12 protein-coding genes and 2 pseudogenes are annotated in these 12,498 nt (G+C 43.9%); 7 read left to right on the forward strand and 7 right to left on the reverse strand.

The annotated features are described in order from the left end of the window. Positions 1-11 precede the first annotated feature (11 nt). From NXS10_RS07410 to NXS10_RS07425, 4 genes are all read left to right on the forward strand, one after another. Positions 12-338 (forward strand): carboxymuconolactone decarboxylase family protein, encoded by a 327-nt coding sequence (locus NXS10_RS07410; protein ID WP_259139230.1) that lies wholly within the window; start codon positions 12-14, stop codon positions 336-338. Positions 339-426: 88 nt separating this feature from the next. After that, positions 427-3,072 carry a DNA polymerase I gene (gene polA, locus NXS10_RS07415; protein ID WP_259139179.1) on the forward strand — a complete coding sequence of 882 codons (2,646 nt, stop codon included), beginning with the start codon at positions 427-429 and terminating at the stop codon, positions 3,070-3,072. A 15-nt stretch (positions 3,073-3,087) separates the two neighbouring features. Then, the gene (locus NXS10_RS07420; protein ID WP_259139181.1) at positions 3,088-3,525 is read left to right on the forward strand and encodes a CoA-binding protein; all 438 of its coding nucleotides are present in this window, start codon (positions 3,088-3,090) and stop codon (positions 3,523-3,525) included. A gap of 112 nt (positions 3,526-3,637) precedes the next feature. After that, positions 3,638-4,105, forward strand: a complete 468-nt coding sequence (locus tag NXS10_RS07425) for a Fur family transcriptional regulator (protein WP_259139182.1) — start codon at positions 3,638-3,640, stop codon at positions 4,103-4,105. Between the two features lie 30 nt (positions 4,106-4,135). Here the strand turns inward: NXS10_RS07425 and dusB are convergent, their stop codons facing one another. Then, positions 4,136-5,128, reverse strand: coding sequence for a tRNA dihydrouridine synthase DusB (gene dusB / locus NXS10_RS07430; protein WP_259139183.1), 993 nt, complete (start codon positions 5,126-5,128; stop codon positions 4,136-4,138). Continuing rightward, complete coding sequence (gene hslO / locus NXS10_RS07435; protein WP_259139184.1) at positions 5,106-5,987, reverse strand: Hsp33 family molecular chaperone HslO; 882 nt, start codon at positions 5,985-5,987, stop codon at positions 5,106-5,108. Before hslO ends, dusB begins: the two co-directional genes overlap by 23 nt. Positions 5,988-6,129: 142 nt before the next feature. Here hslO and NXS10_RS07440 point away from each other — a divergent pair. The 3 genes and pseudogenes from NXS10_RS07440 (at position 6,130) to NXS10_RS07450 (ending at position 7,894) form a co-directional block, all read left to right on the forward strand. Continuing rightward, positions 6,130-6,726 (forward strand): annotated as a pseudogene (locus NXS10_RS07440) (ABC transporter ATP-binding protein). Then, positions 6,723-7,574, forward strand: a complete 852-nt coding sequence (locus tag NXS10_RS07445) for a hypothetical protein (protein WP_259139185.1) — start codon at positions 6,723-6,725, stop codon at positions 7,572-7,574. Before NXS10_RS07440 ends, NXS10_RS07445 begins: the two are co-directional and overlap by 4 nt. After that, entirely contained in the window at positions 7,574-7,894 is a 321-nt protein-coding gene (locus NXS10_RS07450; RefSeq protein ID WP_259139186.1) for a hypothetical protein, read from the forward strand. Before NXS10_RS07445 ends, NXS10_RS07450 begins: the two co-directional genes overlap by 1 nt. Before the next feature lie 36 nt (positions 7,895-7,930). On the opposite strand, the gene NXS10_RS07455 is transcribed toward NXS10_RS07450, so the two are convergent. The 5 genes and pseudogenes from NXS10_RS07455 to NXS10_RS07475 all read right to left on the reverse strand — a co-directional run bounded on the left by NXS10_RS07455 (position 7,931) and on the right by NXS10_RS07475 (position 12,280). Beyond that, the gene (locus tag NXS10_RS07455; protein WP_259139187.1) at positions 7,931-9,193 is read right to left on the reverse strand and encodes a toxic anion resistance protein; all 1,263 of its coding nucleotides are present in this window, start codon (positions 9,191-9,193) and stop codon (positions 7,931-7,933) included. A 12-nt stretch (positions 9,194-9,205) separates the two neighbouring features. Beyond that, positions 9,206-10,039: a hypothetical protein gene (locus NXS10_RS07460; RefSeq protein WP_259139188.1), complete on the reverse strand. Its 834-nt coding sequence runs from the start codon at positions 10,037-10,039 to the stop codon at positions 9,206-9,208. Positions 10,040-10,104: 65 nt separating this feature from the next. Beyond that, positions 10,105-10,467 carry a hypothetical protein gene (locus NXS10_RS07465; protein ID WP_259139189.1) on the reverse strand — a complete coding sequence of 121 codons (363 nt, stop codon included), beginning with the start codon at positions 10,465-10,467 and terminating at the stop codon, positions 10,105-10,107. After that, positions 10,461-11,759: a bifunctional glutamate--cysteine ligase GshA/glutathione synthetase GshB gene (gshAB, locus tag NXS10_RS07470; RefSeq protein WP_259139190.1), complete on the reverse strand. Its 1,299-nt coding sequence runs from the start codon at positions 11,757-11,759 to the stop codon at positions 10,461-10,463. The genes NXS10_RS07465 and gshAB overlap by 7 nt, the downstream gene beginning before the upstream one ends. Next, positions 11,756-12,280: pseudogene (locus NXS10_RS07475) on the reverse strand (hypothetical protein). The gene gshAB and the pseudogene NXS10_RS07475 overlap by 4 nt, the downstream one beginning before the upstream one ends. Positions 12,281-12,498: the final 218 nt, after the last annotated feature.

The following is a 12,498-nucleotide window of genomic DNA, read 5'->3' on the forward strand; positions in this document are numbered from 1 at the left end:
AGGAAAGAAATATTATGGTAAAACAGACAGCAGGGCGTGATCAGCTAGGAGATTTTGCGCCCATATTTGCAGAACTCAATGACGATGTTCTCTTTGGTCAGGTCTGGTCACGTGAGCAAGAGTTGTCTCCCAAATTACGCTCTATTGTAACGGTTACAGCTCTTATGACACAAGGCAGTTTTGAGCAGCTGGAGTATCATTTGACAACAGCGAAGCAAAATGGTGTCACCAAAGAAGAGATAGCAGAGATTATTACCCATGTAGCTTTTTATATCGGTTGGCCAAAAGCTTGGTCAGCTTTCAATCGAGCTAAAACTATTTGGGAGGATGAGATGTAAGAGACGGCTTGCTTTTTGCAAGCCGTTTTTGGTTGTTACATCAAAGCTCTAAAGTGACAAAATAGTCTAAAAACGTTATACTAAAAGCATGGTAGACAAGAAAAAATTATTGTTGATTGACGGTTCATCTGTGGCTTATCGTGCATTTTTTGCACTATCCAAACAGATTGAGCATTTTAAAACCCAAAATGGTCTGCATACGAATGCTATTTATGGTTTTCACTTGATGTTAAACCACTTGCTAGATCGTATAGAGCCGACGCATGTTTTGGTGGCTTTTGATGCGGGCAAGACTACTTTTAGAACGGATATGTACAGTGCTTACAAGGCAGGGCGGGCTAAGACACCAGAAGAGTTTCGGGAGCAATTGCCTTACATTCGTGAGTTATTGACACATTTAGGTATTTGTTACTATGATTTAGCACAGTATGAGGCAGATGACATCATTGGAACGGTTGATAAACTGGCTGAAGATGCAAAAAATTATGATGTGACGATTGTTTCAGGGGATAAAGACCTTATTCAGCTGACGGATAAGAATACGGTCGTTGAGATCTCTAAAAAAGGTGTAGCTGAGTTTGAGAGATATACACCAGACTATCTCGAGGAAAAAATGGGCATTACACCGAGCCAATTTATTGATCTCAAAGCACTTATGGGTGATAAGTCAGATAATATTCCAGGCGTTAGTAAGATTGGTCAAAAAACGGCACTTAAGCTTTTGCTAGATTATGGCAGTTTAGAGGGAGTTTATGAGCATATTGATGAGATGAAAGCATCCAAGATGAAAGAAAATCTCATCAACGAAAAGGAAAAAGCCTTTCTCTCAAAGACCTTAGCGACTATTAATACCAAAGCACCGATTACTGTTGGGCTTGAGGATATTGTCTATAAGGGTTCTAACGTAAAAACTTTGTCTGCTTTTTACGATGAGATGAACTTTAAACAGTTCAAAGCAAATCTTGTTACAGATGAACCACGAGAGGATTTTGAGGTTGCTTATCAAGTAATTGATGATGCGAGTGACTTGTCTGAGGCTATGTTCTCAGAGGAGACATTTTATTACTTTGAAATATTGGGCGATAACTACCACGTAGAAAATATTGTCGGCTTTTCTTGGGGTGATGCTAAGCAGATTTACGCTTCTAACAATCTTGATGTACTTACCAGTCCACTCTTTAGACAAGCCTTGAGCAGTCCGATAAAGACTTACGATTTTAAGCGTACCAAAGTGTTGCTTAATCGTTTAACGATTGCCTTGGAGGATGTTTCTTTTGATAGTCGTCTGGCTAAATATCTCCTCTCAACTGTCGAGGATAATACGGTAGCCACCATTGCTAGGCTTTATACAAACTATACTTTAGCATCAGATGAGGTGGTCTATGGCAAGGGGGTTAAGCGTGCTGTGCCTGCTAAGGAGACTTTATTGGCTCATCTAGCTAAGAAAGTCAAGGTTTTGCAAGCTTCGGAACAGACCATGCTAGATAAGCTTGATTGTCATCAACAAAAAGCACTTCTATTTGAGATGGAGCAACCTTTAGCTAAGGTTCTCGCCAAGATGGAAATCGCAGGGATAACTGTTCGAAGAGATACTTTGCGAGAAATGGAACGTGAGAATCAAGGGGTTATTGATCAATTAACCAAGGAAATCTACGAATTGGCTGGTGAGGAGTTTAACATCAACTCACCTAAACAGTTAGGCATCCTACTTTTTGAAAAGCTAGGCTTGCCTGTGGAGATGACTAAGAAAACAAAGACAGGATATTCAACAGCCGTGGATGTGCTTGAACGTTTGGCACCTATCTCGCCACTTGTCACCAAGATTTTGGAGTACCGTCAGATTACCAAACTTCAGTCCACCTATATTGTGGGGCTTCAGGATGCTATTTTAGAGGATGGCAAGATTCATACACGTTATATCCAAGATTTGACACAGACCGGACGTCTCTCAAGTGCTGATCCAAATCTGCAAAACATCCCAATTCGTCTGGAGGCTGGACGTCTCATCCGCAAGGCTTTTGTCCCATCTGGGGAGAATGAAGTTCTGCTAAGCTCAGATTATTCGCAAATTGAATTGCGTGTTTTAGCCCATATCTCTGGGGATGAACATTTGATACAAGCTTTTAATGAGGGAGCTGATATTCATACCTCAACAGCTATGCGTGTTTTTGGGATTACAAAAGCAGAGGATGTGACGGCAAATGACCGCAGAAATGCTAAAGCAGTGAACTTTGGAATTGTCTATGGCATTTCAGATTTTGGTTTAGCTAATAACCTCGGTATTCCACGAAAGACAGCCAAGCGCTATATTGAGACTTATTTCGATCGTTATCCAGGTATTAAGGATTACATGAAGCGTGTAGTACGTGAGGCTAGAGATAAGGGATACGTTGAGACATTGTTTAATCGGCGTCGTGAGTTACCAGATATCAACTCTCGCAACTTTAATGTGCGTCATTTTGCAGAGCGTACAGCTATCAACTCTCCTATTCAGGGTTCAGCTGCTGATATTTTAAAGATTGCAATGATCAACTTGGACAAGGCATTAGAGAAAGGGAACTACAAAGCTAAGATGTTGCTACAAGTACATGATGAAATTGTCCTTGAGGTACCAAAAGATGAGTTAAGCGACATTAAACGTTTAGTAACTGAGACGATGGAGTCCGCCTTGTGCTTGTCTGTTCCTTTGATTGCTGATGAGAGTGATGGCAAGACTTGGTATGATGCAAAATAAACTAGAGGAGATTTTATGACCTATCATTTTCAAAATCCAGATCAAAAAACAATCACTGACTATATCACATCTAGTAAAACAATCGCAGTTGTTGGATTGTCCAATCGTACAGAAAGTGCAGCTTACAATGTAGCAAAAGTCATGCAAGATGCAGGTTATACCATTATCCCTATCAATCCAAATCTTGTTGGAGAGACACTTTTAGGAGAGACCGTTTATGCTCGTTTGCAAGATGTAGAGCAACCGATTGATATTGTCGATGTCTTTCGACGTAGTGCCTTTTTACCGGATGTAGCAAAAGATTTTGTTGAGGCTAAGGCTGGTATTTTTTGGGCGCAGCTTGGACTTGAAAGTCAAGAAGCAGAAGCTATCTTACGTGAGAATGGAGTCCAATCCATTGTTATGAATAAATGTTTAAAACTTGAATATCAAGCATTAAAAAGAGAAGCATAAGAGTACTTCTCTTTTTTTGAACGCATTGATATAAGGTTGAGAATAAAACTCTAATGTGGGCAGATAATTGCTTTTTTGTTATAATAGAGGCGACAAGAGAAAGGAGGAGGTTATGGAGAGTCAGGTATCACCACGTTCAACGAGAGCTTATGCACATGTCCTAGATCATCTGCGTGCAAAGCGTATCCGAATGACAGAAACACGCAGGGCGATTATTGCTTATATGGTTGATAGCAAAGAGCATCCTAGTGCTGAGAAGATTTATAGAGATCTCCTTCCACTTTACCCAAGTATGAGCCTTGCGACAGTTTACAATAACCTAAAGGTTCTGGTAGATGAGGGCTTTGTGGAGGAGATAAAGATTAGCAATGACAGTACCACTTACTATGATTTTATGGGGCATGACCATATTAACATTGTTTGTGAGTTGTGTGGAAGGATTGTTGATTTTATGGACGTTGAGCTACTGGATATTTCTCAGGAAGCTTATGAACAAACTCAATTTAAAATTACGAAGTTACAGCTTTTAGCGTATGGGCTTTGTCCAGAATGCCAAAAAAAGAAAGCTAACAATAGATAAAAAACCTTTTATGCTTAGCATAAAGGGTTTTTAATATTGAGAACGCAAACTAGCAAAGAGCTTGTGCACTTCATCGACGGTTTGCGCACGAGAGACAGCACCACGGATTTTAGCGGCGCCTGAAGTACCTCGTAAATAGTGTGGAGCTAAGCCTCGAAATTCTCTGACAGCGATGGCTTCACCTTTTAGTTGGCTAAGGCGCATCAGGTGTTCTTCTGCAATGTCTAGCATTTTATCAAATGGTAGATCATCTAGTTCCTCACCTGTTTCAAAGTAGTGATTGATTTGGGTAAAGATATAAGGGTTACTGCGTGCACCACGTCCAATCATAACCGCATCAGCGCCAATAGTTTCAATCATAAATTTGGCATCTTGCACAGTGCGGATATCTCCATTTGCAATAAAAGGGATTGCTGTAATAGCTTTTGCGACCTTAGCTAGAGTTTTGTGGTCACAAGTACCTGTATACATCTGTTCGCGCGTGCGTCCGTGCATAGCAAGAGCGTCCACACCAGCCGACTCAGCGGCTAGGGCATTTTCAACAGCCAGAGAGCTATCAGACCAGCCTGTACGCATTTTGACTGTAAGGGGAATGTCAAGAACTGATTTGACGGTATTCACCACTTGATAAATCTTTTCAGGGTTTTTAAGCCACATAGCACCTGCTTCGTTTTTGACGATTTTATTGACAGGACAACCCATGTTGATATCGACAAGGTCAGCCTTGGTATTTTTTTGGATGAACTCAGCAGCGCGAGCCAGACTGTCGGCGTCATTTCCAAAGAGCTGGATAGAGACAGGATGCTCCCCCTCGTCAATATGCAACATGTGTAGTGTTTTTTCGTTATTGTACTGAATTCCCTTATCAGATACCATCTCCATAACGACAAGTCCTGCACCAAATTCTTTAGCAATGGTACGAAAAGCGGAGTTGGTAACACCAGCCATGGGTGCTAAGACTGTGCGGTGAGGGATTTCAACTGTTCCAATATAAAATGAACTACTCAGATTCAGTTTTGTCATTGATTATCTCCTCAAGGTCTTCTTCTGAAAAGTGATAGTGTTCATTGCAAAACTGGCAAGTGATTTCTGCGCCATGGTCTTCGCTCTTCATAGAAGTGAGTTCGTTTTTTGCAAGTGATAAAAGTGCAAGTTTAAAGCGTTCTCTTGAGCAGTCGCAATAAAATCGAAGACTGTCCTCAGATAGGCGTTTGTAGTCATCGTCACCATATATAGCGTCAAGTAATGCTTCAATGTGGTTGCTAGAAGTCAAAAGACGAGAGACAGCAGGCATGTTTTGGATGCGATTCTCATAGCGTTTGATATCCTCATCAGAAGCACTCGGCAAAGCTTGGAGCATAAAACCACCAGCGACTATGACCTCATCTTTATCATCAAGGAGGACGTTGAGTCCGACAGCTGAAGGGGTTTGTTCACTTTCAGTCAAATAGTAGGCAAAGTCTTCACCGATTTCTCCTGAGATGATAGGGGTTGTTGAGGTGTAGGGTTTTCCCATACCGTAATCTGTGATGACGACAAACTGTCCTTGCCCCATAAAAGGACCAACTAGCACTTCACCGGTAGCTGTTTTTTTGATGTCCACACCAGTGTTTTGAATATAGCCTTTAACATTACCCTGTGTGTCGGCTACTGAGATGATATGACCAAAAGAGCTATCGCCAATAATCTTGAGCGTCACCTTGCTAGTGCCTTTTTGATTGGCGGCAAGGATATGATTGGCAATGAGTCCACGACCAAGCGCTACAGTGGAGCTTGAGAGTGTCTGATGCTTTTCTTTGGCCACTTTAACAGTCTCGGTGCAATCTAGTACATAAGCCCTGAAAGCGCCATTTGTTGCAATTGATTTAATGATTTTATCCATAACTGTTATTATACCACAAAGTCTTGATTTTGCATGGGATGGGGATTAGAGAATGGTCGTAAGAAAGCTAGGTAAAGGATGGATAAAAGCGCTTTCTTTTGCTATACTAAAAGTAGAAAAGTGAGAGAAAGTAGGTGAGTCCATGCTTAACATCCAGCACTTGACGATACGGACGAGACATCCGATTTTGACGGATTTTTCCTATGATTTCAAGGAGGGAAATCTCTACGGCATTGTAGCGACAAATGGTTCTGACAAGACGACCTTTTTCCGCTCTATTATGGGTCTACTCCCTATCCTATAGGGAAAGGTTGAGCTAGAGAGTGGCTCAGCTTTTTATTATGAGACTAGCAACTGGCTAGATAGTGACCTCTCTGGGCTTGACTATCTCCGCTTTGTCCAAAAAGAATGGCGCTCGCAGGTCGCACTTACAGATGTCATTGCGACTTGGAAGATGGAGGACTACATCCGTCTGCCTATTCGTAAGTACTCCCTTGGGATGAAGTAGCGGCTCTTGATTGCCATGTATATGGTCAGTGATAGTCAGTGTCTCCTCATGGATGAGATGACCAATGGTTTAGACGAGGAGAGTCGTCAGATATTCTTTTCGATTTTAAAAGGTTTCAAAGAAGTGGGAAAGCTCGTCATCCTATCTTCTCACTACAAGGAGGACATCGAGGCTTACTGTGATTATCTTTTGACTTTGAGGGATGAAAAGATGGAGGTGAGTGCTCTATGACCTACCTATGCTTTCAACTCAAGCATCTCTTAAAAAGTCGCTTGACCTATGTGCCCTTGCTCCTCATTGTCGCAGCTAGCCTTGTCACGCTTTTTCTAAATGCCAAGGCTAGTAAAAACAACAATCTTGGTGTGCAGATTAGCGAGAGCCTCCAGCAAACGCAAAAAGCAGTAGCGGACGAAAAAGAACGCTTAAAGACTTTGTCAAAAGACAGCGTCGAGTACCCCTATGTGCAAAAAAATATCAGCGAGGAAGAGGCGACCATTAAAAGCGATAGTGCTTTTTTAGCCGCCTATCAAAAGGGCGACTGGGAGAACGTTTATCAAAAACAGATCGCTTATCTAGAGAAGGTCAGACAAACCGCTGAGGACAATACGATTGATGCCACGATGAAAAGTGTGCTTAATCGTGACCTGCTCATGTATCAGGCACTCGCTAAAGAAAACTTTGCCTACGAAGGTCCCTATTTTCCCACCCAAGCGCTTCCTTTTGTCCTGTCTTTGACCAACTATCTCTTTCCAACGCTTTTGCCTATTGCTCTTATCTTTATCCTGTCCAATCTCTACACCAGTACTTTTGCTTCAAAGACCATTGATAAGACACGACTCTTGCCAGAGAGTGCTTGGTGCTTAGTACTAAAGGACATAGCAGTTGGTTTTGTGGTCAGTCTTGACCTCCTCATCCTGTCTGTCCTGCCAGTTTTTCTGGTGGTTGCTCTCTTTTTTGGTGTGGGGGAGTGGGATTATCCCATATTGCATTATCATCTGTCTGATAAGACACTCTACTTTTTAGCCATAAAGGACAGCGTGCTGCTAGTCTTTTATTGCAAGTGCTGTCGCTACTTGTGATGAGCGTTGCCATTTACCTCATCGCCCAGCTGGTCAAAAATAAAGTCGCCACTCTTTTTGTCGCTCTCGTTGTCCTTTTAGGAGCGGTAGTTTTGCCCTTGGTTGTCGTGCCACTAGTACCCTATGTGCAATGGCTACCAACAGGCTACATCAAGAGCTTTGAGGTGGCAACAGGGCTTTTACAACATCAGCTGAACAACTGGCAGATGAGTGCCACACAGGGCTACCTTGTCCTCATCGCTTGGCTGCTTGGGTTTACTTTACTCAGTATGCTATGGAAGGCATTTTCAGCCAGGAAAGTACAGCTTAGCCTAGCTTAAAAGGAAACTGCAAAGCAAGTTTCCTTTTTTCTATCTTTACTCATCCTTTGATTCGACTTGTTCTTGGATATCTTTGCTGTCGTTGAGGAGGGCTTGGACGATTTTTTCGTCTCGGAGTTTGACGGAGTCGTTGATGGTTTCGGCGGACCTGATGATAGCAGTCTCCAGCTCAGCCCGTTTTTTTCGCCCATCGTCAATGGCTTTGATGATACCTTGGTTTTGTGCGACAAGGCTTTCAGCCAGCGCTGTGACAGACTTGGTTGAGAGCGTAGGGCTTTGCGCTGTTTTTTCTAGCATAGGAATGGCTTCTTTGCTGGTTTCAGCCAGCATTTCAAGCGCAGCGTTATTGGCATGGACAATAGCGTCCGCTGTCACGCCAGACTTGACCGACTGCTGCATCATACCCAGCTGTGCGATAGAGAGCTTCATGGTTGGGATGGTGTTGCGTCTGAGCATGCCTAGCTTTTGGCGCATGTCCGAGGAGACCTTGACCAGATTGCGCATTTGAGGCGTTGTCGCCCAAGCCACGTAGAGGCGGTTCATGTACTCGGTGTGTTGCTGCTCCATGGTGTTGATGACCTCGGTGAGGTGGGCGAGCTCATTGCTTATGATTTGATAATCTGGCGTAGCACTATCAAGACTCTCTAGACTTTCTTGCAAATCTTTGGCACGGTTTGCAGCTTCTTTTTGAGTCGCTTCTAAAAAGGCGATGACCCCAACCAAGTTTTCAATCGACTTGGTATTGTCCTCGATCAAGAGCTCCGCTGAGACGATGTTGCGAGCGAGCGAATCCTCCTGCTTAACCACACTGGCTGCCATGGAGTCCATTTTTTGCTCAATGCTCTGGGCGTCAAAGTAAAACTCTTGCAGGCTATTTTTACTCTGTCTAAAGAGCTTTTGGAGAAAATTGGGTTTCTTGTCCAGCTCAGCAGGGGTAGCTTCCTTGTATTTGGCGATAAAGCCGTTGAGCTCACGGTTGGCGTTTAAAAGCAATTCATCAACCTGCGGGATTTGCAGTTTCTTTTGCTCAGAAAGGATATGATTGACCGTGTTATTGACCGCCTCAACCGCTGACTGACCAAAGTCAAGGAGGGCGTTTTGGTCTGCTAGAAAGCTATCGACAAGGGCTGGCGCTTTTTTGGTGATAGCCGTTTGTTGTTCAGGTGTGAGCTTATCAAAAAAGCTGATTTGCCCAGTCTCACTGGTGTCAGTGCTTGTGATGATGTCAGTGGTTTTATCCGTTGTTGTGATAGCATTTTCAGCGATTTTATCAATATCAAAATTAAAGGTGTCTGCCATAATCTCTCTCCTTTAGTCGTTCTCCAGTTTGTCCTTCATCAAGCGCAGGCTGATGTCAAAGTCTTTCATGTCGCTCTCATTGAGCTGACGTAGGGTCTCGTCCAGATCCTCATCAAACTGCACGAGCACAAGCCTTGCTGTCTCTAGGCGCTCGTCTGCTTTGTAGTAGTCTTTTGGCGATTGCTTGATTTTGAGGTAACCAGTAAGCACATCCTCAAAGCGATTCATGCTGGCTTGGTGCAGGGCGAGCAGTTCTTCTTTATTGTCTGCTTTTTTGATTTTCTCTAAAATGGTCTCGTAGTCACGCATGATGTTGTCATAAGTCGTCTTAAGCTCTGGAGCGTAAGTGGCGACTCTCTCCTCGATAGTCAGTTCACGCTTATCCTCTTCCTTAGTGACAAGGCTAGACAGGCGATCTTTGACCTCATCGTAGGAAGCTTTGGCATGCGCTTTGACTCGCTGGTAGGTTGTCGCATTGATGTGCTCTTTTAGCTGGTTAAGCTCAGACTCGATATGCTGGATACTAGGCAATAGCTTATCAGCCAGCTGCCTGTAAGCGTCAAAGTCCTCGTCCTCCCAGAGTGTGTCCAGTTTTTTTAACTGGTAGTCTGCTTGGCGAATGTCCCCTTGCAGCCTTTCGATATCTGCTGTAGGGTTGGTCAACTGCTCTTGTCTTTTCTTTTGACGCATATACATATAGCGAATGAGACGATAAAACCCGTAGCCAATGCCTACAACCACAGCTAAGGGCAAAAGCACATGCACCAGCACGTAAACTGCAATGAGAACAACAATAATGGTCATGAGTGCCTCGCTAGAGCTTTTTGATTTGGAACGTCTCGCCATAAAACTACCTACTTCTTTGTCAATATACCTTTATTGTAGCTTAAAATAAGCGAATAGACAATTGTTTATTGTTGTCTTATTTCTGGAAAGAGCCCTTCTAAGATTTTTAGCGTGATGATTTGCCCAGGTCCTTCTTGGCAGTAGGTGTGCATGTACATAGACGGGTTAAAGTTAAGCTCAATGCAGGTGCAGTGTGGCTTTTCCTTACTTGCCTTTTTCGTCATATCAGGGATAATCAAGTCCACACCACATACCCAAGCGCCTAGTGTGCTTGCCATTTGGCTGGCTAACTGTTTATAACTGTCCTCCATGCTCTCGGTCACATCAATCGAGTCGCCACCTGTTGAGATATTGGAGTTGCGACGCAGCTCCACCCTGACACCTGCCTCTAGGACGCTGTCGGGGCTGTAGCCTTGTTGCGTCAGCATGAGTCGCTCAATCTCTCCAAGTTCAATGATTTCAAGAGGTGACCTGTGGTCATGCCCTCGCAAGGGATTTTGATTTTTAGCTCAATGAGTTCTCTAATAGTGTGCTTGCCATCACCCACGACATTGGCAGTGACCCGAAGGAGCACAGCGAGACACTCTCCATCTAGGATGAAAAAGCGGTACTCGGTGCCTGCCACACAGTCCTCCACCAGCACACTGCTATCCTCCGCAAATGCAATGTCAAGCGCTTTTTGGTAAGCCTCAAGACTAGCCCCCTCTTTAAAAATAGAAATCCCCAGTCCAAAGTTAGTGGACTTTGACTTGACGACGATAGCTTTTTTCTTGATGTGGTGATAGTAGGCTTTGGCGCTTGCTTTATCGGGAAATTCCCTGCCGGCAGGCGTTGGAAAGCCGTGTTCTTGCAGGAGTTTTTTGGTGACGACTTTATTTGCCATGGCTAGTGGTACCACGTAGTTATCCTTTGATGTCATGTTGCCATTTTTGACCAGCTCGACATGCCCCTTGTAGCTCAGGCGCAAAAACTGGTTCTCCTCATCTAAAATCTCAATTCGAACCCCCTTTTGAATGGCGTCAAACATGAGCATTTGTGTGGAGAGCTCCATGTTTTCAAAGTCTTTCAAGGCGTAAAAGGCACTCCAAGCGTAGTCGTGATGAGTTTCTCCTTCTTTTTGCCCAAAGGCTTCTAGCGACTGGCTTGTTATATGCGCTAGCGACTGTCCAGATAAGGTCAAGCTTGGGTCTGCGACTTGCTCTTTTATTGCCTCAAGCAAGTCCCTGTAGTGGTCAGGTAGATGGAAGTGCTTGATGACACTTTCCATAGCGTCTAGGATGTCGGATGTAGGCGCTGCACTTGGCAGCTTTTCTAGTGGATGGCTAAGAGCAATGGTATTGTTGAGTGCATTTGCTTGTGCGATAGCAATATCGACATTTTCCACATCATCCAGCCAGAGGAGCGCTAGGAAAAAGAGGTGCACACTGTCCACAGTCTCCTGCGTGATACCAAGAGGAGTGAAAGGATTGAGGTCAAAACAGCGCAGCTCGAGATAGCTGATGGGCTGATCGAGATAGCCACGACAAGCCTTTTGCCCACGCAAGCGCACCGCAGAGTAATGTTCTTTTTCAGCGATGAGCTGCTTATTAGCCACTGCCGTCTCTAGACTAGTGATGTAGTCGTCAAGCGACGCATAGGAGATGACAATGTCCTCGTGGTTGACATAGCCAAGCTGACTGGAGCGAATGGAGCGCACAGGATGAGTCAGGTCTTCTTTCAAAAAGCCTTTTTCAGCAATGGGACAGATCCGTAGAGATAGGTTAGTAGCCAACGGAAGCGCAGGAAATTTTGTGCGATTTTGAGATAAAGATCACTTTGAAACTTGGCTTTATCCTCGTAGCTACTTACCTCAAAGAGCGCTTGAATAATAGAGCTGCTAAGCGCCATATTGGCATGAATGCCGGACATGGTCTGTAAGGTCTTGCCGTAGGTGCTAGCTAAATAGTCTCGATAGTCACGCTCAAAGCTATCCTCCAGCTGAGCAATAGCAATCTCCTCCTCGGCTATTTTAGGCGACATGGATAGAGGTCACAGGTATTCATCGGTCAGTGTTTGCTCAGCGACATCTGTGATAGCGCCTAGCCATCTAAGCGCTTCTTTTGTTGAGCGTGTGACAGGTGTGATGAGCTCCAGCTGTGACTTGCTAAAGTCTGTCTGGATATAAGGGTGATAGCTGCGTGCGCCAAGTGCCTTTGGATGAGGACTTGTAGCGAGTTTACTTGAGTCTTTTTGGATACGCAAGGATTCACGCTCAATGCCAAAGGTTCCCTCTAAAAGCGGGAAATTCGGATCTAGTTTTTGCAGTAGCTGGTTGATGGTCCTTTTAAGGTCTCCTTCATTGTCATTATTTTCAAAAAATACTGTCTTTAGCTATAGTTTACCCTATCGTTCGGAAAAAAGGCAGAGTTTTGCTACGATTTCTTGAAAAAAAGTAGGAATTTTCTTATAATAGAGTGTAA

The organism is Streptococcus sciuri, assembly GCF_024814375.1.
Taxonomy (GTDB): Bacteria; Bacillota; Bacilli; order Lactobacillales; family Streptococcaceae; genus Streptococcus; species Streptococcus sciuri.